The sequence below is a fragment of the Streptomyces sp. NPDC054770 genome (assembly GCF_053611985.1).
This window is the reverse complement of record NZ_JBSHBL010000022.1, coordinates 17,233-40,113: the sequence shown is the minus strand read 5'-3', so window position 1 is coordinate 40,113 and position 22,881 is coordinate 17,233. Positions and strand designations below refer to the sequence as shown.

The following is a 22,881-nucleotide window of genomic DNA, read 5'->3' as shown; positions in this document are numbered from 1 at the left end:
GGCCCGGTCCGCGGTCGGCAAACCCGTTCGGGTTCCCCGGCGCGGCCTCGCCATGCCCCCTGTTTCCCAGGTCTCCCCGATGGGCGGCGGCTTTCCGGCCAGGCTTTTGTTGCTGCACGACAACTGAGTTAGTCTGCGACGGATTTCTCGTCGGCCGGAGCCGTCGAACGCGGTGTCGCCGCTCTGGTGGAGCCGCACGGTGCCGGCCTGGTTCCGGGTCCTCGGGGCGGGGCCCTGCGAAGTGGAACGAGGGTGGGCATGACCGACACGGCGATGGAACCCGAGGTGCAGGGCCCGGGCGAACAGGAGCTCCGGCAGCTGCTCGCCGGGCTGACGGCGGTACGCGACGGTGACTTCGGCACCCGCCTGCCGTCCGACGGACCGGGTCTGCTCGGCGACATCGCCACGGTGTTCAACGGCATGGTCGACCAGCTGTCCCTGTTCACCTCCGAGGTGACACGGGTCGCCCGGGAGGTGGGCACCGAGGGCACCCTGGGCGGTCAGGCCGAGGTGCCCGGGGTCTCCGGCACCTGGGCGGACCTGACCGAGTCGGTCAACGCCATGGCGGGCAACCTCACCACGCAGGTCCGCGACATCGCCCAGGTGGCGACGGCGGTGGCCAGGGGCGACCTGTCCCAGAAGATCGACGTGCCCGCGCGCGGCGAGATCCTTCAGCTGAAGGAGACCGTCAACACGATGGTCGACCAGCTCTCCGCCTTCGCCGACGAAGTCACCCGCGTCGCCCGCGAGGTCGGCAGCGAAGGGCGCCTGGGCGGCCAGGCGCAGGTGCCCGGGGTCGGCGGTGTCTGGCGTGACCTGACGGATTCGGTCAACTTCATGGCCGGCAACCTCACTTCCCAGGTCCGCAACGTCGCCCAGGTGACGACCGCGGTCGCACAGGGCGACCTCTCCCAGAAGATCACCGTCGACGCCCGCGGCGAGATCCTCGAACTCAAGAACACCATCAACACCATGGTCGACCAGCTCTCCGCCTTCGCCGACGAAGTCACCCGCGTCGCCCGCGAGGTCGGCACCGAGGGGAACCTGGGCGGCCAGGCGATCGCCCGGGGGGTGTCGGGGACCTGGAAGGACCTCACGGACAACGTCAACGTGATGGCGTCCAACCTGACCGGGCAGGTCCGCTCCATCGCCCAGGTCGCCACCGCCGTGGCGCGCGGCGACCTCTCGCAGAAGATCACCGTGGAGGCCAAGGGCGAGGTCGCCGCGCTGGCGGACGTCATCAACACCATGGTCGACACGCTGTCGGCGTTCGCCGACGAGGTCACCCGGGTGGCCCGCGAGGTCGGCACCGAGGGGCGCCTCGGCGGCCAGGCGCACGTGCCGAACGTCGCCGGCACCTGGAAGGACCTGACGGACAACGTCAACTCGATGGCCAACAACCTCACCGGGCAGGTGCGCAACATCGCCCTGGTGACGACCGCGGTGGCCGGCGGCGACCTGTCGAAGAAGATCGACGTGGACGCCCGGGGCGAGATCCTGGAGCTCAAGACCACCATCAACACCATGGTCGACCAGCTGTCGTCGTTCGCCGCCGAGGTCACCCGCGTCGCCCGCGAGGTCGGCAGCGAGGGCCGGCTCGGCGGGCAGGCCGAGGTGGAGGGCGTCGAGGGCACCTGGAAGCGGCTGACGGAGAACGTCAACGAGCTGGCCGGGAACCTCACCCGGCAGGTCCGTGCGATCGCGGAGGTGGCCAGCGCCGTCGCCGAGGGGGATCTGACCCGCTCGATCACCGTGGAGGCCTCCGGCGAGGTCGCGGAGCTCAAGGACAACATCAACTCCATGGTGGGGTCCCTGCGCGAGACCACCCGGGCCAACCAGGAACAGGACTGGCTCAAGACCAACCTCGCCCGCATCTCCGGCCTGATGCAGGGCCACCGCGAGCTGCCCGTGGTGGCCGAGCTGATCATGGACGAGCTGACCCCGCTGGTGTCGGCCCAGTACGGCGCGTTCTACCTGGCGGAGGACACCGAGCGCGGGCACGGGCTGCGCCTTGTGGGGTCGTACGGCGCTCCGGACGACGCGGAGCGGCCGACCCGGATCCCGGTCGGCCGCTCCCTGGTCGGGCAGGCCGCGCGCAACCGGCGTCCGATCACCGTGGACGAGCTCCCGGAGGGCTACGTCACGATCTCCTCCGGCCTCGGGCAGGCGCTGCCCCGCGCCCTGGTGGTGCTGCCGATCGTGGTCGAGGAACAGGTGCTGGGCGTCATCGAACTGGCCTCGCTGACCCGCTTCACCCAGATCCACCAGGACTTCCTGTCCCAGCTGATGCCGACCATCGGCGTCAACCTGAACACCATCGTGGCCAACGCCCGTACCGACGAGCTGCTGGAGGAGTCCCAGCGCCTGACCGCCGAACTCCAGTCCCGGTCGGAGGAGTTGCAGGTCCAGCAGGAGGAACTGCAGCGCTCCAACGCGGAGCTGGAGGAGAAGGCGTCCCTGCTGGCCGAGCAGAACCGGGACATCGAGGCGAAGAACCTCCAGATCGAGCAGGCGCGGCAGGAGCTGGAGACCCGGGCGCAGCAGCTGGCGCTGGCCTCCAAGTACAAGTCGGAGTTCCTGGCCAACATGAGCCACGAGCTGCGCACGCCGCTCAACAGCCTGCTGATCCTCGCCCAGTTGCTGGCGCAGAACCCGTCACGCAACCTCACGCCCAAGCAGGTCGAGTACGCGGGCATCATCCACTCGGCGGGCTCGGACCTGCTGCAGCTGATCAACGACATCCTCGACCTGTCCAAGGTGGAGGCCGGCAAGATGGACGTCGCTCCCGAGCGGGTCCCGCTGCGCCAGCTGCTGGAGTACTTCGAGGCGACGTTCCGGCCGATGACGTCCCAGAAGAGCCTGGAGTTCACGGTGGCCACCGCCACGGGAACGCCCGCCGACCTGCTCACCGACGACTCCCGGCTCCGTCAGATCCTGCGCAACCTGCTGTCGAACGCGGTGAAGTTCACCGAGCAGGGCGGGGTGCAGCTGCGGATCGAACCGGCCGCCGACCGGGAGGTGCCGCCGGGTGTCCACCGCGGTGGACCCGTGGTGGCCTTCCGGGTCGTGGACACCGGTATCGGCATCCCCCAGCAGCAACTGGAGACGATCTTCGGCGCGTTCCAGCAGGCCGACGGGACCACCAGCCGCAAGTACGGCGGCACCGGGCTCGGCCTGTCCATCACCCGGGAGATCGCCCACCTGCTCGGCGGTGCCGTCACCGTCGACAGCACCCCCGGCCAGGGCAGCACGTTCACGCTGTTCCTGCCCGTCGCGCGGGCCGACTTCGAGGAGCTCCTGGAGGCCGGGGGCCGGCCCGCGGAGACGCCCCACGCCGAGGCCGACGCCGACCGGCCGCCGGCCTCCCGTGCGCTGTCCGCGCCCGCGGCTGCCGCCGAGCCGCGCAGGCGCCGGCTGCTGGTCATCGAGGAGCGGCCGCGCGGTCTGCTCACCCTGGTCGCCGAGCGGGCCGTGGCGGACATCTCGCACGGCCCGGACGACCCGCACGGCGCGATCGACATCATCACCGCGGTCGGGGCGCAGGAGGCGGCGAGCACCCTGGCGGCGCAGGCCTGCCACTGTGTCGTCCTGGAACTCGGCATGCCCGGCCAGGAGGGCGCGGGCTTCCTGGAGGCCATGCGCGGTGACTCGGCGCTGGCCAGCGTGCCCGTCCTGGTGCACACCGGGCACCGGGTGGATCTGGCCCAGGAACAGGGACTGCGGGCCCTCGCCGGCGACCGGCCGCTGGACTTCCTGGCCAGCCTGGACGAACTGCGCGAGCGCATCACGCTGCACCTGTCGGCCGAACAGCCCGGCGACGTGCTGTCGCTGGTGCGCGCCGAGGAGTCGCACCAGCCGGCCGCACAGGTCATCGACGACGCCTTCCGGGGGCGGACGGTCCTGGTGGTCGACGACGACGCCCGCAACCTCTTCGCGCTCAGCGGGGTGCTGGAACTGCACGGCTTCCAGGTCCTGCACGCCGACAACGGCCGCAAGGGCATCGAGATGCTGGTCGCGCACCCCGGCATCTGCCTGGTCCTGATGGACGTGATGATGCCGGAGATGGACGGCTACGCCGCCACCGCGGAGATCCGCGCCATGCCCCGGTACGCGGAGCTGCCCATCATCGCCGTCACCGCCAAGGCCATGCCGGGCGACCAGGAGAAGAGCCTGGCCTCGGGCGCCAACGACTACGTCACCAAACCCGTCGACACGGGCGACCTCATCGGCCGCGTCCGGCGCTGGCTGCCCGAGTGACCGCGCGCCACGGCCGCATCGTCCACCAGCCGCCCGCGTGACACCCCGGGGCGTCCCAGCCGAGGAACAGACTGACCGTGAGTGATCTCCGCCAACCGCCCGACCCGTCCGTCACCGCCACCGGCTTCCCGGCCGCGCCCGGGAAGCCGTCCCCCGTCGGCAGGCTCACGGCGACCGTGGAGCGGCTGCGCCGTGAGGTGCGGGCGGCGCAGGCGGAGGCGGACGGGCGTGCCCTGATCGAACTGGCCAAGGGCATCCTGGTCGAACGGCTGCGCTGCGGCCCGGCGCAGGCCGCGCGGCAGCTGGCCGAGCTGGCCGGACAGGCGGGGGTGACACCGCTCGAGTTCGCGGTCGACGTCATCAACCAGGCGGCCCGCGACCGGCTCTCCGAGGTGACCGCGGCCTTCCTCGCGGCCACCGCGGCGGCCGAGGCCGCGGAGCCGGCGGACGGCCACTCCTCGGCCGTACGGCTGCGGGCCGCCGAGAGCGGGGCGCTGGCCGCCCATGACACCCAGGCCGTCGCCGACTCGCTGCTCGAACACGCCCTGACCCCGCTGGGCGCGGAGGCGGTGGCCATCTGGGCGCTGGGCACCGACGGTTCGCTCGCCCTGGCGGGCACCGCGGGATTCTCCGCCGCCGAGGCCGGGCGCTGGCGGCATGTGCCGCCCGGTGTGACGACCGTGGCCCGCCGGGGACTGGCCGAGCGCACGGGCCACTGGATCCGCAGTCTGGCCGAGACCGGGATGCCCTCCATCGGCCAGCACCACCATCCGGAGGGCGGCCGGGTCGCCGTACCCGCCGGGGCCGGCGGACGGATCCACGGTGTGCTCGAGATCGCCTGGCCCACCCCGCTGGAGCCCCCTCCCCCGCCCGTCGTCCGGCAGATCGAGGCGCTGGCCGAGCTGTGCGCGCACACCCTGGAGACCTACGCCCGGCAGTATCCGGACGGTGCCGAGGGCCCGCGCGTGCTGCCCGACGTGACGGAACTGATGGACCTGGCCGACGGTCTCCACGACCCCGCGCTGGTGCTCGTGCCGGTGCTGGACTCCGCCGGGGACCTCGCCGACTTCCGCATCCACCACGTGAACAGCCGCTTCCTGGACCCCGCCGGACGCCCCCGGGGAGTCGTCAACGGGTCCCTGCTGCTGGAGACGTACCCGACGGCCGCCGGCCGCAGCGAGCTCTTCGAGCGGATGGAGCGCGTCCACGCCACCGGCGAGCCCTACCGTGCCCACCGCATGCGGCTGACCGCCCTGGTCGACGACGTGCCGCTGGCAGCGGTCGCCGACATCAACATCAGCCGGCACGGCACCAGCGTGCTGCTCGTCTGGCGCATCGAGGACGAGACGGCCCGGCTGGCCAGCCTGCTCCAGCACGCCCAGCGCCTGGGCCGGATCGGCGGCTTCGAGGAGAACCTGCTCACCGGCGAGATCACCTGGAACAGCCAGCTGTACCAGCTGTACGGCAAGCCCGCCTCCGCCGCCCCGGTGGCGCTGGAGGAACTGCCCGCGCACGCCCATCCGGACGACGCCGTGGCCATCGGACGGTTCCTGCGCACCCTGCTGCACCACCGACGGGCGGCGTCCACCTCCTTCCGCCTCCAGCGGCCCGACGGGGTCACCCGGCACATCCGGGTGGTGGCCGAGCCGGTCCTGGACTCCGCCGGCCAGCTGTACGTCGTACGCGGCGCCTACCAGGACATCTCCGCCCAGCACTGGACCGAGGTCGCCCTCGCCGCCACCCGTGACCAGCTGGCCCACACCGAGCAGCAGGCCAGTGAACGCGACCGGCTCACCCTCCAGTTGCAGCACGCCATCATGCCGCCCGCGCAGACCCCGCAGGCGGTGCCCGGGCTGGACCTCGCCGTACGCTACCGGCCCGCGGAGACCCAGCACCTGGTCGGCGGCGACTGGTACGACGCGGTGGTGCTGCCGTCCCGGCAGGTGCTGCTGTGCGTGGGGGACGTCGCCGGACACGGAATCGACGCGGCCACCAGCATGGTCGTCCTGCGCAACGCGCTGCGCGGGCTCGCCGTGACCGGCGCCGGGCCGGGGCAGCTGCTGTCCTGGCTGAACATGGTGACCCACCACCTGACCGGCTCCGTCACCGCCACCGCGGTGTGCGGCCTCTACGACCCCGACCGGCACACCCTGCGCTGGGCCCGGGCCGGACATCTGCCGCCCGTCCTGGTGCGCGGTACGGAGGCGGAGCCGCTCCCTCTGGTGCAGGGCCTGCTCCTTGGCGCGCTACCGGAGGCCGGCTACCAGGAGCACGAGGTGCAGCTCGCGGTCGACGACACCCTGCTGATGTACACGGACGGCCTGATCGAACGCCGTGACCGGTCCGTGGAGGAGTCCCTCGCGCAGCTCCTGGCGGTGGCGCGGACGGTGCCGCCGACCCTGGACCAGCAGGTGGACCGCCTGCTGACGCACAGCCGCTCCGACACCGACGACGACACCTGCATCGTGGGCATCCGCGTCGCTCCGTGACTGTCGGCGGCTGCATCGGGTACCCGCGCCGTGGGAGGTGTCCGATGTTCGAAGCAACCGACATCCGGGAGTGGCGCGGGCACGACGTCGTGGACGCCGGCGGTCACAAGATCGGCGTTCTGGAGTCGGTCTACGTGGACACCACGACCGACAGGCCCTGCTACGCCACCGTGACGGTGGGGCTGCCGACCCGTCGCCGCCTGGTGTTCGTCCCGCTCGCCGAGGCGACCGTCGGCCCGGCCTACCTGAAGGTCGCGTACGGCAAGGACATGGTCAAGAAGGCTCCGTCGATCGACACGGACGGCGAGCTGCCCGCCGCTCGGGAGCCGGCGGTCTTCGCGCACTACGAACTCGAATACGTCCCGGGGGCGGGCGGCGAGCGCCGCCTGGCCCGCCGCTGAACCCGCCGAGCCCGCCCGGGAGAGCCGATGAGTCTGTTCCTGTTCCTGATCCTCGTGGCCCTGGTCCTGGGCATCGTCGGATTCGCCGTCCACGGACTGTTCTACCTGCTGGTCATCGGCGCCGTGGTGCTGCTCGCCGACCTCGGCTACGCGGCGGTCCGGCTGCGGCACGGCGTCCGGCGGCACCGCGTCGCCCGCTGACGCCCTGTACCCGCATGGCGGCTCACTGCTGGTCGCGGTCGCCGAGGGTCTTGAGGTCGGTGACGGTGTAGGCGAGGTCGAAGTGGAATCCGGTGCCGGTGCGCCGGATGTCCAGGTCGGCGAGTTCCTCGCCGTGGGCGGGGAGGAAGGCGAGGTCGGCGGTGCCGGTCCAGGCGTCGCTGATCGCGGGGTTGTCCAGGACGGACATGACCAGTTCGTGGACGGCGGGCTTGTCGTGGAGTCCCGCGGCCAGGCGGGGGAAGTGGCGGAGGTTGACCATGGGGCGGTTCATGAGGGTGGTGGGGTCGGCGACCGGCTGTTCGAGGGTCACGCGGGCTTCGGCGATGCGCTGACCGGCGGCGGAGGCGGTGGCGCCGAACTGTCCGCCGGGGCCGAGGACCGGGGTGCCGGGTCCGCCGACGGAGTAGGCGCGGGTCTGGTGGACGCTGCCGAGTTTCTTGGGGAAGCCCTGGACCCAGCCGCGGGCCATGGCGGAGTCGTTGTCGACGTAGATGTAGGGGCACCAGGCGACCGGGGTGCCGTCGTGGCGGGCGTCGAGCGTGACGAGGAACTCGCGGTACTGCGAGCGGGCGGGGTCCAGGTACTCCAGATCGGTGGCGGAGTACTGCCAGTCGATGAACATGGCGACACCGCGGCCGGCGGAGTCCGGGTCGAGGGTGAGTCCCTCGGGCAGGGTCGCCGCGGCGGCGGCCGGGTCGGCGAAGAACTCCGCGCCCACCACGGTGCCGGCGTAGTGCCAGGGCGGAGCGGGCGCCAGGTTCGCGATGCCGCGCGGAGACAGGGGGACGGTGTAACCCTTCATGACAGCTCCTTCGAGAAGTTCTCCATGACCGGGATCTATGAAACGAAACGTATCGTTTCATCCCAACGGCTCGAAGGTAGCACGCGTTGACCCGTAAACGAAACGATGCGTATCGTTTCGCTCATGACATCCGTCTTCTCCTCGGGTCCGGTGGCCGGCGGCCCGCGCTCCCACTCGAAGATCCTCGGCGCGGCCCGCGAGGTCCTGTCGGCACAGGGATACCCCTCGCTGACCATCGAGGCCGTCGCGGCGGCCGCGGGCGTCGGCAAGTCGACCATCTACCGCTGGTGGCCCAGCAAGGAGGCACTGGTGGCCGACGCGCTCGCCGAGGTCTTCCGGGCCGAGGAGATCCCCGACCTCGGCGACACCCGCGCGGAACTCCGCCACGCCGTCGCCATGACCGTCGACAACTACGCCAACGAGGACATGGCCACCTCGCTGCCCGCGCTCGCCGCCGGTCTGCTGCCGCACCCCGAGCTGATGAGCCGGTTCCGGGAAGCCTTCCTGTTCCGCAAGCGCGAGAACATCGCCGTCGCACTGCGCCGCGCGATCCGGCGCGGCGATCTGCCCGAGGACCTCGACACCGACCTCGTCCAGGACATCTGGGCCGGCACCATCCTCTACCGACGGCTCATGACCGGCTCCCCACTCGACTCCGGCCTCGCCGAACACCTGGTCGACCTCGTCGTCGACTCACCCCCGCACCTTCCTCACCAGGGCACGGGCGCACAGCCGACGCCCTCAGCCCACTGACACCGTGTTCACCGCCAGACGGTCCAGCGCCCACGGCGGCACTCGGCCGCCACCCGATTTACTTACGATTGGTTGAGCAGCCCAGACTGATAAACCTAGTGTTAGTACATGTGAAGGCAGACATGGCCGCCGACGGCGGCATACGCGATCTGAGCGACGCCACCCGGCTCGCGACCGACCTGCGGCTCGCGGTGGGCCGGGTGACACGGCGGCTGCGGCAGGCGCACGCCGTGGGGGACGTGTCCCTGTCGGGCGTGTCCGTGCTGGCGCGGCTCGCGGCCGAGGGCCCGGACTCCCCGACCGCCCTCGCCGAATTGGAGCGGGTACGGCCCCAGGCGATGGCGAGCACCCTCGCCCAGCTCGAACAGCGCGGTCTGGTCCGTCGTAGCCCCGACGTCACGGACGGGCGGCGGAGCATCCTGGCCGTCACCGACGAGGGGCGGGCCGTGCTCGCCGAACGGCGCTCCGAGTCGGTGCAGCGGCTCGCGGCCGTCCTCGACGGCTTCTCCGCCCAGGAGCGGGCGACGCTCGGAGCGGCCCTGCCGCTCCTCGACCGGCTGGCGGAGCGGCTGTGAGCGGGCACCGGTGGTCCGCCGCCCTGCGCTCGGCCCGCCACAAGGAGACCCCGGCCGGGCCCGGTTACAAGTGGGTCGCGCTGTCGAACACCACGCTCGGCGTGCTGATCGCCACGATGGACGCGTCGATCGTGATCATCTCGCTGCCGGCGATCTTCCGGGGCATCGGGCTCGATCCGCTCGCGCCGGGCAACATCGGCTATCTGCTGTGGATGATCCTCGGCTATCTGCTGGTGTCCGCCGTGCTCGTCGTCGTACTCGGCAGGCTCGGCGACATGTTCGGGCGGGTGAAGATCTACAACCTCGGCTTCCTGATCTTCGCGTGCGCCTCGGTCGCGCTGTCGCTCGACCCGTTCCGCGCCGGGGCCGGTGCCCTGTGGCTGATCCTGTGGCGGATCGTGCAGGCCTTCGGCGGGTCCATGCTCACCGCCAACTCGGCCGCCATCCTCACCGACGCCTTCCCGGCCCGGCAGCGTGGCATGGCCCTCGGCATCAACCAGATCACCGCGCTCGCGGGCCAGTTCCTCGGTCTGCTGGCGGGCGGTCTGCTCGCCGTCGTCGACTGGCGTGCGGTGTTCTGGGTGAGCGTCCCGGTCAGCATCACCGGCACGATCTGGTCGTACCTGAGCCTGCGCGAGACCTCGGCGGGCCGGCCCGGCCGGATCGACTGGCTGGGCAACCTCACCTTCGCGTCCGGCGCCGGCATCCTGCTGGCCGGGATCACCTACGGGATCCAGCCCTACGGCGACAGCGCCACCGGCTGGGGGAACCCGTGGGTACTGACCGGCCTGATCGGCGGCGTCGCCCTGCTGCTGGCCTTCTGCGTGATCGAGACGCGGGTCGCCCAGCCCATGTTCGACCTGGCGCTCTTCAAGAACCGGGCGTTCGCCGCGGGCAACGTGGCCGCCCTGCTGACCTCGATCGCGCGCGGCGGCCTGCAGTTCATGCTGATCATCTGGCTGCAGGGCATCTGGCTGCCGCTGCACGGCTACGACTTCGAGGACACCCCGCTGTGGGCCGGCATCTTCATGCTCCCGCTCACCCTCGGCTTTCTCGTGGCCGGTCCCGTCTCCGGGTACCTGTCGGACCGGTTCGGCGCCCGGTTCTTCTCCACCGCGGGCCTGGTGGTCGTCACCGCGTCCTTCCTGGGGCTGCTCGCGCTGCCCGTCGACTTCGACTACGAGCTGTTCGCGGCGCTGCTGCTGCTCAACGGCATCGGCCAGGGCATGTTCTCCGCCCCGAACACGTCCTCGATCATGGGGAGCGTGCCGGCCGAGTACCGGGGGGTCGCCTCGGGCATGCGCTCGACCTTCCAGAACTCCGGTACGGCGCTGTCCATCGGCGTCTTCTTCTCACTGATGGTGTCCGGGCTCGCCTCCTCGCTCCCGGACACGCTGAAGAGCGGCCTCATGGCGCACGGCGTGCCGGCCGCCTCCGCCGCGCACGCCGCGTCGCTGCCGCCGGTGAGCACGCTGTTCGCGACGTTCCTCGGCAACAACCCCATCCAGCACCTGCTCGCCTCGGAGGGCGTCCTGGACCATGTCACCGCGGCCCAGCGGTCGGTCCTGACCGGGCACACCTTCTTCCCGCAGCTGGTCTCCGGTCCCTTCCACCACGGCCTGGCCATCGTCTTCGGCGTGGCCGCGGGGATGGCCCTGGTCTCCGCCGTGGCCTCCGCGCTGCGCGGCAGCCACCGGCCCGGACCGGAGCGCCAGGAGCCGAAGGACCGGCCCGCGGCGCGTACGACGCAGTCCCGGCACAACGCGGCGCCGTGACGAAAGGCGGGTGCCCCGGCGGAGATCCGCCGGGGCACCCGCTGTCCGCTCACCGGGCGACGGTCACGGATACGAGTTGAGGTTCGCGACGTTGGTCGAGGAGTTGGACGGTCCTCCGCTGTTGTTGATGACATGGGTGATGGTGCCGGTGCCGCCGAGGGAGACCGTCACCATGCTGGTGAACTTGACGTTCGAGTTGGTCGGCGCCTCGATGGCGTGATCGGCGACGACGCTCGAATTGCTGCTGAAGTAGCAGTAGCTGCCGAGTCCGTACGCCTGGTGGCTGGTGACCGAGTCGGCGACCTTGTAGGCCGCGTAGCCCTTGGTCGAGCCGTTCATCCAGGACGACTGGTTCGGCGGGTCGTAGGGCATCTCGTTCTGGTAGAAGTACGTCTTGCCGCCGTTGCCGTTCCAGATGGTCTGGTACTTCTGGAAGTGCTCGACGAACAGGCCGTACATGGTCACGTTGTCGCCGTTGACGACCAGTCCGGTGTCGGCGGTGTTGCTGGTCCAGCCGACTCCGCTGCCGTGGTCGGCGCGCCAGATCCACATGTGGTCGCCGATGACGTTGTCACTGTTGACGACCAGGCTCGTGGTCGCCTTGCCGACGCCCGCGCCGCCGACGCGGAAGTACACGTCGTGCAGCGAGGTCGGGTCACTGGCGTGCGAGGCCGAGGAGCCGCTCGGGCCGACCTCCACCAGGGTGGAGGAGTTGGTGGTGCCGGCGTCGAAGAGCAGGCCCGCGATGTTGACGCCGTCGACGTCGGCGACCTTCATGGCGGTGATGCCGTTGTCCGGGACGAAGGTGGCGAGGCCGAGGCCCAGCACGACGGTGTCGGCGCGGTTGATCTGCAGGGTCTGGTCGAGGTGGTAGACACCCGGGGTGACCAGGAGGTTCTTGCCCGCCGTCAGGGCCGCGTTGATCTGGGACGCGGTGGCGCCCGGCTTCACCACGTAGAAGCTGTCCAGCGACAGCGAGGTACCGGCGGCGGAGCCTGAGGTCCAGCTGGCGCCGGAGGTGTTGGTGCGCGTGGACGGCACGAACACCTGGTAGTTGCCGGAGCCGTCGACGTACAGGAACGGCTTCTCCCGGGTCACCGGGCTCTGCGCGACCGCGGTGTCCGGCGGGCTCGGGAAGGTGGTGGACGGCACGCCCGTGCTGCCCACGAAGACCATGTTCCAGTTGGAGCCGGTCCAGCTGCCGAGCTGGGAGTTGCGGGTCAGCCACTGCTGCTGGGTGCCGGAGTTGACCTGGCCGTTGATCTGGCTGTCGGCGATCAGGCCGCCGCTGGACCAGCCGCCGTCGTCCAGGGCGAGGTTGCCGCGCAGGTGCATGCGGCGGTAGGCGGACGCCTGCGAGACCGCCCACCGGTCGCTGCCGCTGGTCGGGTTGACGGAGAGGTTCTCGGCGCCGCGCCAGAAGTTCTGCGTGGCGTTGCCCTGGAACCAGTCCGCCTCCGCGTGCACCGCACCGTTGATCGAGACCGCGTCGGGCGACAGGCCCAGGCCGAGCACCTGGGTGTAGAAGCCCACGTTCACGTCCGCGCTGTAGGCGCCGGGCTTGAACATCACGGCGTAGCGCTGGGAGCCGAACTGGTTGGTCTGCTGCTGCGCGAAGATCGAGTCCAGCTTGCTCTGGATGGTCGACGCGGACATCGACGGGTCGAAGATGACCACGTTGGAGCCGAGGTCCGGGTTGCTCGACTGGGTCACCGGGACGACCTGGAAGCGCTGGGCCGCCGTGCCGTTGCAGGTGTACTGCACGAACTGCACGCTGTCCGCGGTCGAGGCGGACGGGTCGTCCAGGCACTTGCCGCTGTTGCGGTTGACGAAGTGGTAGGCGCCGCCGCCGTCGTCGACCGGCAGCCACTGCTGGTTGTTGCCGCCGCCGTAGGTCCACATCTGGACCAGCGCGTTGTCGGCCGTGGAGACCCCGGTGACGTCCAGGACCTCGTTGGCGTTGTTGCCGTTGTTGATGCGGACGTAGCCGTCGCTGGTGGCGGTGAAGCTCCACTGCTGGGCGGTGGTGTTGTTGCAGGCGTACTGCTGGACGACGGTGCCGTCGGCGGTGGCCGCGGCCTTGGCGTCCACGCACTTGCCGCTGGCCGCGTTGAGCAGGGTGGTGTTGCCGGTGGGCAGCGTGGCGGCGGACGCGGGCGACGAAGCACCCGCCGCGGTGAGCAGGGAGGCGGCCACAACGGCCACCGCTGCGGCGGCCGTTGATCTGCGGCGCCGGGGAAGGCGAAGCACAGGTTCTCCTAATTCCGAAGAGCGCGAAGAGTGCGGGGTCAGCCGGTGTATCCGGCGAAGACGCGCGTGTAGTCCCAGTTGGACTGGCTCACGCCGGAGCAGCTGTCGGCGGAGCCGCCGGTGCAGGGCCGGTCGCGGTTGGCGGACCAGAAGGTGAGCCGGGCCAGGTGGTGCTGCTGGGCGTAGGCGAGCATGGTCCGGAAGTCGGCCACCGTGACGGTCTCGTTGTTGTCGGTGATGCCGTTCATGGACGAGATGCCCATGTCCCGGTAGGCGGTGTCGTCGCTGTAGCCGTACGCGTTCTTCAGCGCGTTCTTGAGGCCCTCGGCCGCCTGGGTGGTGAGGTTGCCCATGTTCTGGCCCGCGCCGCCGAAGTCGAACGGCATGATGGTCCAGGCGTCGACGGTCAGACCGGAGGACGCCGCCCGGTTGATCAGGCTGGTGTCGGGGCCGCTCTGGTTGGTGCCGATGGTGATGTACACCTTCAGGCCGGAGTTGTTGGCCTTCACCGTCTTCAGCGCGTCCACGACCCGCTGCTGCACGGTCCCGTTGCTGTAGGCGTCGGCTTCGAGGTCGATGTCGATGGCCTTGAGACCGCCGTAGGCGTTGATGACCTTCTGGTAGGCCGCCGCCAGCTCGCCCGCGCTGGAGCAGGAGCTCTCCAGCTTGTTGCCGCTGTAGCCGCCGAAGGACGGGATCACATCACCGCCGTTGGCGCGCACGGTGTTGATGGTGCTCTGGTCGACGCCGCCGGTCAGCGCCCGGCTGCCGTCCCACTGCGGGTTGCAGTAGCCGTTGCTGAGGACGAAGGCGAGCGTGTAGTACTTCACGCCGGTCGCGTTGGTGATCGTGGTCGGGCTCGGCGGGTCGCCCCAGCCGTTGTAGAGGTACGGCGCCACGGCCATCGGCGAGGACGGGGTGGTGCCGCCGCCGTCGGCCGCGGGGGCGGTCCACTTCTGGTTGGCGGTGCCCGCGCAGGTCCAGATCTGTATCCGGGTGCCGTTGGCGGAGGTGTTGCCGGTGACGTCCATGCACTTGTTCGCCTGCGGATTGACGATGTCGTTCGCGGACGAGACGGTCCACTGCTGGTTGGCGCCGCCACTACAGGTCCACAGTTGCAGCTTGGCGCCGTCGGCGGTCGAATTGCCGGTCACGTCGAGACACTTGCCGAGGGCGCGGAGGGTGCCGTCGCTGCCGCGGGTCCACTGCTGGGCGGAGGTCCCGTTGCAGTCGTAGAGCTGGACGGCGGTGCCGTCGGCGGAGCTGGCTCCGGCGACGTCGAGGCACTTTCCGGCGAGGCCGGTGATGGTGCCGGTGGCGGCCTGCGCCGGAGCGGCGGTGAGCAGGCCTGCGGAGAGCGTCAGCGCGGCTATGGAGACAGCCGTGGGGAGGGTTCTGGCCATATGCGGGGGGTGGCCTTTCACGCGGGGGGGGTGGCAGCACGGTGTTGCCCAACACCCGTTGGTCAGGTGGGTGTTGGCTACACACGTGAGACTTTGTTTAAGGCGTGAAGCTAAAGGTCCGGACCACAGTCGTCAAGTAGGGGAGCGCTCCCCTCCTCGACTCATAGGAAAATGTGACGGGGATGTGAACGCTCTGTCAGGACGCCGTCACTTCTGTGAACTGAGTGCGGTGCAGTTCGGCGTATCGGCCGTCCGCCAGCAGGAGTTCGTCGTGGGTGCCGCGCTCCACGATCCGGCCGGCCTCGACCACCAGGATCTGGTCGGCGGCCCGGACCGTGGACAGCCGGTGGGCGATGACGACGGCCGTGCGCCCCTGGAGCGCCTCGGCCAGGGCTTCCTGGACGGCCGCCTCCGAGGTGTTGTCGAGATGGGCGGTGGCCTCGTCGAGGATGACCACGCGCTGACGGGCCAGCAGCAGCCGGGCGATGGTCATCCGCTGCCGTTCGCCGCCGGAGAGCCGGTAGCCGCGCTCGCCGACCACCGTGTCCAGGCCGTCGGGCAGCGACCGGACCACCTCGCCGAGGCGGGCGCGGTCCAGGGCGTCCCACAACTCCTCTTCCGTGGCCGCCGGTCGGGCCAGCAGCAGGTTGGCGCGGACGGTGTCGTGGAAGAGGTGGCCGTCCTGGGTGACCATGCCGAGGGTGGCGCGCAGCGATCCGGCGGTCAGGTCGCGGACGTCGGTGCCGCCGATGCGCACGGTGCCCTCGTCGGTGTCGTAGAGACGCGGCAGCAGCTGGGCGATGGTGGACTTGCCGGCGCCGGAGGAGCCGACCAGGGCGACGGTCTGGCCGGGTTCGGCGCGGAAGGAGACGCCGTGCAGGACCTCGCTGCCGCCGCGCGAGTCGAGGACCGCCACCTCTTCGAGGGAGGCGAGGGAGACCTGGTCGGCGGCCGGGTAGGCGAAGCGGACGTCCTCGAACTCGACGGCCACCGGGCCCTCGGGGACCTCACGGGCGTCGGGTTTCTCCTCGATCAGGGGCTTCAGGTCGAGCACTTCGAAGACCCGCTCGAAGCTGACCAGCGCGCTCATCACCTCGACGCGGGCACCGGCGAGCGCGGTCAGCGGGGCGTAGAGGCGGGTCAGCAGCAGGGCGAGGGAGACCACCGCACCCGGCTCCAGGCTGCCGCGCAGCGCGAACCAGCCGCCGAGGCCGTAGACCAGGGCGAGCGCCAGGGAGGAGACCAGGGTCAGCGCGGTCATGAACACCGACTGGGCGGTGGCGGTGCGCACCCCGATGTCCCGGACCCGGGCGGCGCGGGCGGTGAACTCGGCCGACTCCTCCTCGGGGCGGCCGAAGAGCTTGATCAGGGTGGCGCCGGGGGCGGAGAAGCGCTCGGTCATCCGGGTGCCCATGTCCGCGTTGAGCGCGGCGGCCTCGCGCTGCATCCGGGCCATCCGGCCGCCCATCCGGCGGGCGGGCACCACGAACAGCGGCAGCAGCACCAGCGCGAGCAGGGTGATCTGCCAGGACAGGGTGAGCATCACCGCGAGCGTGAGCACCAGCGTGACCAGGTTGCTGACCACACCGGAGAGGGTGCCGGCGAAGGCCCGCTGGGCGCCGATCACGTCGTTGTTGAGACGGCTGACCAGCGCTCCCGTACGCGTACGCGTGAAGAACGCGACGGGCATGCGCTGCACATGATCGAACACAGCCGTGCGCAGGTCGAGGATGAGCCCCTCCCCGAGCGTCGCCGAGAGCCGCCGCCCGAGCACCCCGAGCGCCGCCTCCGCGACCGCGACCAGTGCGATCAGCAGGGACAGCCGGACGACGGTGCCCCTGTCGTGCCCCGACACGATCGCGTCGACGACATGGCCGGCGAGGACGGGGGTCGCGACGGCGAGCAGGGCGGTGACCACCCCGAGCAGGACGAAACGGACGATGCCGCCCCGGTACGGGCGGGCGAAGGCGGCGATGCGGCGCAGCGTGGCCCGTTCGAACGGGCGCCGCTCCTGCTGGGCGGTCATCACGCTGTGCAGCTGCATCCAGGCGGTGGTCTCCATACTCATGGAGGAGAACCTAGGACCTCAAGCTTCGTTGAGGTCAATGTCCGCCCCTCTTCTCGGCTCGGTGCGGCCCCGTGCGGCCTCCTGCGGCCGGCCCCGTGCGGGCCTCCCCCTCACCCGCTTCCCGTCCGTCATCCGGTGTCTCCTCTTCCGCCACCCGCAGTTGGGGCGGCATGGAGAACCTCTCCCGGTGTGACAACGGTAAGAATCCCCGGCTTCCGTGAGAGCCGTCTCCCCCGGCTCGCCCGCCGTGTCCCCTGGCGGCATGTCCTCACCCTGATTCCGCTCGTGCTGGTCGCGGTCATCGCGGTACAGCACTGGCCGGTCCTCGTCGAGGGCTTCGGCCATCTGCGCGACGCCTCCTGGCCCTGGCTGCTGGCGGCCGGCGGTGCCACCTGTCTGACCTGGGTGGCCGCCGCCTTCACCCGGCAGGGTGCGGTCGTCCAGCGGCTGCCCCGCTGGCGGCTGCTGGCCACCCAGCTCGCGGCGGGCTCGGCCAACCATCTGCTGCCGACGGGGCTCGGCTCGGGCGCGGTCAATCTGCGGTTCATGGCCGTGTGCGGGGTGCCGCTCGCCACCTCCTCCGCCGCGCTGGCCCTCTACCTGCTCGCCGAGTCGATCGCCCGGGTGGGCCTGATGGCCGTGTTCTTCGTCGCCTTCCCGGACGCGCTGCGGCTCGACGGCCTGCTGCCCGACGGGGATCTGGGACCGGTCCTGGCCGTCGCCGGTGCGCTGGTCGCGGTGGCGCTGGCCGTGCTGTTCCTCGTCCGGCGGGTGCGCGAGCCGGTGTTCCGCTTCGTGCGCGCCGCCCTGGGCGAGGCCCGTTCGGTGCACACGCGTCCGTCCCGGGCGCTGGCGCTGTGGGGCGGCTCGCTCGCCTTCCCCGCGCTCCAGGCGGCCGGTCTGGTGGCGGTGGGGCAGGCGCTGGGCCTCGACGTGCCGCCCGCGCACATGGCGCTGGCGTACCTGGCGGCCACGGTCGCCGTCGCCCTGATCCCCACGCCGGGCGGCCTGGGTTCGGTGGAGGCGGCGCTGATCGTGGCGCTGGTGGCGGCCGGCGGCCCGGTGGCGGTGGCCACGGCCGTCGTCCTGGCGTACCGGATCATCACCGTGTGGGTGCCGTTGCTGCCGGGAGCGCTGACACTGGGAGCGCTGGTACGACTGAAGGTCATCTGACGGTCATCCGACGCCGGGTGGCCTTCCCAGGGAAGGAAACACATGCCGGTCCGCCTCGAACGCCAGGGTCCTGTCACCACGGTCGTCCTCTCCAGGCCCGGGGTGCGCAACGCGGTGGACGGGCCGACGGCGGTCGAACTGGCCGCCGTTTTCCGGGAGTTCGAGGCCGATGACGAGGCCCGGGTGGCGGTGCTGTGGGGTGAGGGCGGCACGTTCTGCGCGGGCGCCGACCTCAAGGCGATGGGCGGCGAGCGCCGCAACCGGGTGGCGGAGGACGGCGACGGCCCGATGGGCCCGACCCGGCTGCGCCTGTCCAAGCCGGTGATCGCGGCGATCGCCGGGCACGCCGTGGCCGGGGGCCTGGAGCTGGCGCTCTGGTGCGATCTGCGGGTCGCCGAGGAGGACGCGGTGTTCGGCGTCTTCTGCCGCCGCTGGGGCGTGCCGCTGATCGACGGCGGCACGGTGCGGCTGCCCCGGCTGATCGGCACCGGCCGGGCCATGGACCTCATTCTCACCGGCCGCCCGGTCCCGGCCGCCGAGGCGTACGAGATGGGCCTGGCCAACCGGGTCGTCCCGGCCGGCCGCTCCCGCGCGGCGGCCGAGGAACTGGCCGCGTCCATCGCGGCTTTCCCGCAGGCCTGCCTGCGCAGCGACCGCGCGTCGGTGCTGGACCAGGAGGGGCTGACCGAGACGGCGGCGATGGACGCCGAGATCCGGCACGGGACGGGCGTGCTGGCACAAGGCCTGGAGGGGGCCGCGCGGTTCGCGTCGGGGGCGGGCAGGCACGGGTCCTTCACGGACGACTGACCAGCCACTCCAGCACCGCCCGCGCCGCCTCGGCGCCCTGGCGGGTCGCCGTGCGGGCGTCGAGTCCCGGCTGCCGCAGACCGCCGACGGCGAAGACACCCGGGCGGTCGGTGTACGGCCCGTGGGTGAGGGCGATCCGGGCCCGGCGGGCGAGCTCGTTCTCGGCGGCGAAGTCCCCGGTGAAGACGACGGTGTCGCAGGCGAGGACACCGGTACGCCCGTCGCGGTGCCGGATCCGCACGCCGGACAGCCGCCCGTGCCCGAGGATCTCGGTGACGGTCGTGCCGGTGAGCAGCGGGACGCGGGAGCGGAGCCGGGCGTCCAGGGCCCGGACGGATCCGGGGCGCGGCCGGTCGGTGACCATCGCGACCACCTCGGCGCCGGCCGCCCGTACGGTCCCGGCCGCCGCGTACGACACGTCCTCGGCCCCGACCACCACCGCCCGCTCGCCGATCGGTTGCCGGTAGCGGTGCACGGCCTGCTGGAGCTCTCCCCCGGTGCGGACCCCGGCGGGCCGGGTGCCCGGGACCAGCCGTGCCGCGCGGGGGCGTTCATAGGCGCCGGTGGCGAGGACCACCGCCCGTGCGGTGACCGTCTCCGGGCCCCGCTCGCCGACGGTGGCCAGGCCCAGGCGCTCCGCTTGCCGTGTGCCGACTGCGGCGCCGTCGTGGCTGGTCGCGCAGTTCCCCGCGCCCCTTTGGGGCGCTGTCGAACCGGCCCAGTCCAGGACGGTGACCCCGGTACGGACCACCGCTCCCGCCCGTGCCGCCGCCTCGACGAGCAGGCCTGCGTACGCCGCTCCGCTCAACGGCCGGGTCCAGGTGCCGAACCCGCCGTGGGCGCAGTACCGCGGCACTCCCCCGGCCTCCTGCTCCCGCTCCAGCACCTCCACCCGGCCGGCTCCGGCGACGGCGAGCCGGGCGGCGGCCGCGAGTCCGGCGGGACCGGCACCGACAACCAGGACGTCGACCTGGCGTTCCGTGGTCACGGTCTGCCCGCCCTCTCGAACAGCGCCCGCACCGTGGCCCCGCAGTGGAAGCCCTGGCAGCGGCCCGCCCCGGCCCGGGTGCGGCGGCGCAGGCCCGGCAGGCCGCGCGGCGGGATGGTGCCGGCGAGGGCGTCCCGGATCTCGCCGAGGGTGACGTGCTCGCAGTGGCAGACGACGGTGTCGCCACCCTGCTGGTAGGGGCGGGGAAAGGCGGCACCGAGGTTCGGCATGCGCACCGGTTCCAGGTCGGCGGGGTCCTGCAGGACGAGGCCCGAGTCGCCCAGCAGTCCGGTGACATGAGCGGCGATGGCGAGCGATGCGGTGAGGCCCGTGGAGCGGATCCCGCCGACGGTGACGTACGCCTGGCCGGGGTGGGCGGAGATGCGGTAGTCGTCGTGTTCGGTGGCGGCACGCAGTCCGGCGTAGACGGCGGTGACCTCCTCGTCGAGGAGCGCGGGCAGGATCCGGCGGCCCTGCGCGCGCAGCGCCGCGAGCCCCGGTGCGGTGGACTGGGTGGCGGCCTTGTCGTCGAGGTCCTCGGCGGTGGGGCCGAGCAGGACGTTGCCGTAGACCGTGGGGGCGACCAGGACGCCCTTGCCGAGGGCGGTGGGGACCGGCAGCAGGATGTGCCGGACCAGGTCGCGGGCGAGCCTGTCGTAGACGATCAGCTGGCCCCGGCGCGGGGTGACGGTGAAGGCGCGGTGGCCGAGGAGGCGGTCGAGGGTGTCGGCGTGCAGGCCGGCCGCGTTGACCAGGTGGCGGGTGTGCAGCGGGCCGCGCGTGGTGGTGAGGGTGTGCATGCCGTCGCGTCGGCTCGCGGCCGTCACACGGCAGTCGAGGTGGAGGTCGACGCCTGCCCGCACCGCCTGGGTGGCGTAGGCCAGGGTGGTGCTCCAGGGGCAGACGATGCTCTCGCCGGGCACGTGCAGCGCGCCGAGGGCGCCGGGGCCGAGGCGGGGTTCGCGGGCGTACAGCTCGGCGGCGTCCAACTGGCGGGTGTCGTGGTACGCGTTGCGTGCGGCCTTCCGCGCCAGCCCCGGCAGGGCGGCCAGTTGCTCCCGGTCCCAGGCGACCAGCAGCGCCCCGACCGGCTCGACCGGGATGCCGGACGCGGCGGCGTACCCGGCGAGGAGGCGGGAGCCCTCGCGGACCAGGCGGGCCTCCAGGGTGCCGGGGTGGGCGTCGAAACCGGTGTGCAGGATGGCGGTGTTGGCCTTCGAGGTGCCCTGCCCGACGTCGTCCTGGGCCTCCACCAGGGCGACTTTGAGGTGCGGGTGGCGGGCGAGTTCGCGGGCGATCGCGCTGCCGACGACCCCGGCGCCGACGACCGTCACGTCGTACGGGACGGAAGGCGGCGGCCCCTCGGCGGTGACCGTCATGCGGGGGCTCCGGAGCCGACGCCGGAGCCGGAGCCCGTCACCGGTCCTTCGAGGAGCGTGGCGACGGCGGTCCGGAAGACGCCCAGTCGGTCGGCCGCCTCGGCGGCGGAGATGCGCGGCTCGTAGACGGCGGAGGGTCTGTCGTCCGGCAGGAAGTCGAGGGGGTCGCTGCCGAGGTGGGCCAGCGCGCCCACGCCCAGGGCGGTGGCGTCGGGCACCGTGGACACCTCGACGGGGCGTTGCAGCAGGTCGGCCTGCGTCTGCATGAGCAGGGCCGAGCGGGTCAGGCCGCCGTCGACGCGCAGCGCGGTCAGCGGTGTGCCGAGGTCGGTCCCGGCGGCTTCGGCGAGCTCCGTCACCTGGGCGGCGAGGCCCTCGCACAGGGCCCGCACCAGGTGCCCGGGGCCGGTGTCGAGGCCCAGACCGGTGAGGGAGCCGCGCAGGTCGCCGCGCCACCAGGGGGCGGCGAGCCCGGCCAGCGCGGGGACGAAGGTGACCCCGCCGGTGTCGAGGACGGTGCCGCCCACCCGGTCCAGGTCGGCGGGGCCGGAGATCACGCCCAGGTCGGTGAGCCAGCGCACGGCGGAGGCCGCGGTGTACACCTGGCCGTCCAGGCAGTAGCCGGGCTCTCCGGCGAGGCGCCAGGCCACACAGCTGACCAGCCCGGAGGTGCTGTGCCGGGGTGTGTCACCGGTATGGGCGAGCAGGAAGGCCCCGGTGCCGTAGGTGCACTTGGCGCCGCCGGGGCCAGTGATGCGCTGGGCGAGGAGGGCGGCCTGCTGGTCCGTGGCGAGCCCGGTGAGCGGGATCTTCTCCCCGAACTCCTTGGTGGTGCCGACGAGTTGGGCGTTGTCGACGATCTCGGGGAGGTGTTCGGCGGACAGCCCGTAGAGGTCGAGGGCGCGGGAGGACCACTGCACCCGGTCCAGGTCGAGGAGGTGGGTGCGGCCGGCGGTGGCGGCGTCGGTGACGTAGGCGCCGGTGAGCCGGTGGACCAGCCAGGCGTCGGTGGTGGTGACGACCCCCTCGGTGGTGAGATGGCGACGGATCCAGGCCATCTTCGGCGCGGCGAAGTAGGGGTCGAGCGGAAGGCCGGTGAGGGTGCGTAACTCCTGTGCGTGCTCCGTGAGTTCGGTGCAGACGGACTCCGCCCGGCGGTCCTGCCAGACGATGGCGTCGGTGAGCGGGCGCCCGGTGCCGGGGTCCCAGGCGAGGACGGTCTCGCCCTGGTTGGCCAGGCCGAGCGCGGTCACCGGTTCGCCGGCCTCGGCGAGCGCCCGGCGGCCGGCGACCAGCACCGATTCGTAGAGCTCCAGAGGGTCGGCCTCCACCAGGCCGCCGGGCAGGTGCCGGGTCCTCACGGCGACGAATCCGGTGCCGATGACGCCCCGTTCGGGGCAGATCACCAGGGCCTTGGTACCGGACGTGCCCTGGTCGACGGCGAGCACCGGACCTGTCATAGAGCCTCCCCTGACGATCACTGCGCGACAGCCTGCCGCAGTGGCGAGGGGCAGCACAAGCGCCCGCGGTGCGGCCGGT

The 22,881-nt window shown here is 72.0% G+C and carries 15 protein-coding genes and 1 pseudogene; 9 read left to right on the top strand and 7 right to left on the bottom strand.

Annotated elements, in window-relative coordinates; genetic code table 11:
• Positions 1–273: 273 nt before the first annotated feature.
• From ACWGKQ_RS20785 to ACWGKQ_RS20770, 4 genes are all read left to right on the top strand, one after another.
• Positions 274–4,257: a HAMP domain-containing protein gene (locus tag ACWGKQ_RS20785; protein ID WP_453293473.1), complete on the top strand. Its 3,984-nt coding sequence runs from the start codon at positions 274–276 to the stop codon at positions 4,255–4,257.
• A 77-nt stretch (positions 4,258–4,334) separates the two neighbouring features.
• Positions 4,335–6,746: a SpoIIE family protein phosphatase gene (locus ACWGKQ_RS20780; RefSeq protein ID WP_453293398.1), complete on the top strand. Its 2,412-nt coding sequence runs from the start codon at positions 4,335–4,337 to the stop codon at positions 6,744–6,746.
• A 44-nt stretch (positions 6,747–6,790) separates the two neighbouring features.
• Positions 6,791–7,147 (top strand): PRC-barrel domain-containing protein, encoded by a 357-nt coding sequence (locus ACWGKQ_RS20775; protein WP_453293397.1) that lies wholly within the window; start codon positions 6,791–6,793, stop codon positions 7,145–7,147.
• 27 nt (positions 7,148–7,174) lie between these two features.
• Positions 7,175–7,348, top strand: coding sequence for a hypothetical protein (locus tag ACWGKQ_RS20770; RefSeq protein ID WP_453293396.1), 174 nt, complete (start codon positions 7,175–7,177; stop codon positions 7,346–7,348).
• A 22-nt stretch (positions 7,349–7,370) separates the two neighbouring features.
• Here ACWGKQ_RS20770 and ACWGKQ_RS20765 read toward each other — a convergent pair whose 3' ends face one another.
• Entirely contained in the window at positions 7,371–8,171 is an 801-nt protein-coding gene (locus ACWGKQ_RS20765; protein ID WP_453293395.1) for an acetoacetate decarboxylase family protein, read from the bottom strand.
• 123 nt (positions 8,172–8,294) lie between these two features.
• Here ACWGKQ_RS20765 and ACWGKQ_RS20760 point away from each other — a divergent pair, with 123 nt between their 5' ends.
• The 3 genes from ACWGKQ_RS20760 (at position 8,295) to ACWGKQ_RS20750 (ending at position 11,274) form a co-directional block, all read left to right on the top strand.
• Positions 8,295–8,924, top strand: a complete 630-nt coding sequence (locus tag ACWGKQ_RS20760) for a TetR/AcrR family transcriptional regulator (RefSeq protein ID WP_453293394.1) — start codon at positions 8,295–8,297, stop codon at positions 8,922–8,924.
• 110 nt (positions 8,925–9,034) lie between these two features.
• On the top strand, positions 9,035–9,499 hold the full coding sequence (locus ACWGKQ_RS20755; protein WP_453293393.1) for a MarR family winged helix-turn-helix transcriptional regulator: 465 nt from the start codon (positions 9,035–9,037) through the stop codon (positions 9,497–9,499).
• Between the two features lie 116 nt (positions 9,500–9,615).
• Positions 9,616–11,274 carry an MFS transporter gene (locus tag ACWGKQ_RS20750; RefSeq protein ID WP_453293472.1) on the top strand — a complete coding sequence of 553 codons (1,659 nt, stop codon included), beginning with the start codon at positions 9,616–9,618 and terminating at the stop codon, positions 11,272–11,274.
• Positions 11,275–11,337: 63 nt separating this feature from the next.
• Here the strand turns inward: ACWGKQ_RS20750 and ACWGKQ_RS20745 are convergent, their stop codons facing one another.
• The 3 genes from ACWGKQ_RS20745 to ACWGKQ_RS20735 form a co-directional block, all read right to left on the bottom strand.
• Entirely contained in the window at positions 11,338–13,524 is a 2,187-nt protein-coding gene (locus ACWGKQ_RS20745; RefSeq protein ID WP_453293392.1) for an RICIN domain-containing protein, read from the bottom strand.
• 38 nt (positions 13,525–13,562) lie between these two features.
• A complete protein-coding gene (locus ACWGKQ_RS20740) occupies positions 13,563–14,927 on the bottom strand; it encodes a lectin (RefSeq protein WP_453293391.1) in 1,365 nt (454 codons plus the stop codon).
• Between the two features lie 196 nt (positions 14,928–15,123).
• Entirely contained in the window at positions 15,124–16,989 is a 1,866-nt protein-coding gene (locus tag ACWGKQ_RS20735; RefSeq protein WP_453293471.1) for an ABC transporter ATP-binding protein, read from the bottom strand.
• 210 nt (positions 16,990–17,199) lie between these two features.
• Between ACWGKQ_RS20735 and ACWGKQ_RS20730 the strand changes: the two genes are divergently transcribed.
• Complete coding sequence (locus ACWGKQ_RS20730) at positions 17,200–18,168, top strand: lysylphosphatidylglycerol synthase transmembrane domain-containing protein (RefSeq protein ID WP_453293470.1); 969 nt, start codon at positions 17,200–17,202, stop codon at positions 18,166–18,168.
• 42 nt (positions 18,169–18,210) lie between these two features.
• Positions 18,211–18,975: a crotonase/enoyl-CoA hydratase family protein gene (locus ACWGKQ_RS20725; protein ID WP_453293390.1), complete on the top strand. Its 765-nt coding sequence runs from the start codon at positions 18,211–18,213 to the stop codon at positions 18,973–18,975.
• Position 18,976: 1 nt separating this feature from the next.
• On the opposite strand, the pseudogene ACWGKQ_RS20720 reads toward ACWGKQ_RS20725, so the two are convergent.
• From ACWGKQ_RS20720 to ACWGKQ_RS20710, 3 genes and pseudogenes are all read right to left on the bottom strand, one after another.
• Positions 18,977–19,963: pseudogene (locus ACWGKQ_RS20720) on the bottom strand (NAD(P)/FAD-dependent oxidoreductase); the annotation flags it as partial.
• Positions 19,960–21,342 (bottom strand): FAD-dependent oxidoreductase, encoded by a 1,383-nt coding sequence (locus tag ACWGKQ_RS20715; RefSeq protein ID WP_453293389.1) that lies wholly within the window; start codon positions 21,340–21,342, stop codon positions 19,960–19,962. The pseudogene ACWGKQ_RS20720 and the gene ACWGKQ_RS20715, both read right to left, overlap by 4 nt.
• Positions 21,339–22,802 (bottom strand): FGGY family carbohydrate kinase, encoded by a 1,464-nt coding sequence (locus tag ACWGKQ_RS20710; RefSeq protein WP_453293388.1) that lies wholly within the window; start codon positions 22,800–22,802, stop codon positions 21,339–21,341. Before ACWGKQ_RS20710 ends, ACWGKQ_RS20715 begins: the two co-directional genes overlap by 4 nt.
• Positions 22,803–22,881: the final 79 nt, after the last annotated feature.

Bases quoted from the DNA above. Each gene is read 5' to 3' on its own strand.
- ACWGKQ_RS20735 (WP_453293471.1), bottom strand. From the start codon at position 16,989: ATGGAGACCACCGCCTGGATGCAGCTGCACAGCGTGATGACCGCCCAG.
- ACWGKQ_RS20785 (WP_453293473.1), top strand. From the start codon at position 274: ATGGAACCCGAGGTGCAGGGCCCGGGCGAACAGGAGCTCCGGCAGCTG.
- ACWGKQ_RS20765 (WP_453293395.1), bottom strand. From the start codon at position 8,171: ATGAAGGGTTACACCGTCCCCCTGTCTCCGCGCGGCATCGCGAACCTG.
- ACWGKQ_RS20725 (WP_453293390.1), top strand. From the start codon at position 18,211: ATGCCGGTCCGCCTCGAACGCCAGGGTCCTGTCACCACGGTCGTCCTC.
- ACWGKQ_RS20760 (WP_453293394.1), top strand. From the start codon at position 8,295: ATGACATCCGTCTTCTCCTCGGGTCCGGTGGCCGGCGGCCCGCGCTCC.
- ACWGKQ_RS20710 (WP_453293388.1), bottom strand. From the start codon at position 22,802: ATGACAGGTCCGGTGCTCGCCGTCGACCAGGGCACGTCCGGTACCAAG.
- ACWGKQ_RS20775 (WP_453293397.1), top strand. From the start codon at position 6,791: ATGTTCGAAGCAACCGACATCCGGGAGTGGCGCGGGCACGACGTCGTG.
- ACWGKQ_RS20750 (WP_453293472.1), top strand. From the start codon at position 9,616: ATGGACGCGTCGATCGTGATCATCTCGCTGCCGGCGATCTTCCGGGGC.
- ACWGKQ_RS20770 (WP_453293396.1), top strand. From the start codon at position 7,175: ATGAGTCTGTTCCTGTTCCTGATCCTCGTGGCCCTGGTCCTGGGCATC.
- ACWGKQ_RS20740 (WP_453293391.1), bottom strand. From the start codon at position 14,927: ATGGCCAGAACCCTCCCCACGGCTGTCTCCATAGCCGCGCTGACGCTC.
- ACWGKQ_RS20715 (WP_453293389.1), bottom strand. From the start codon at position 21,342: ATGACGGTCACCGCCGAGGGGCCGCCGCCTTCCGTCCCGTACGACGTG.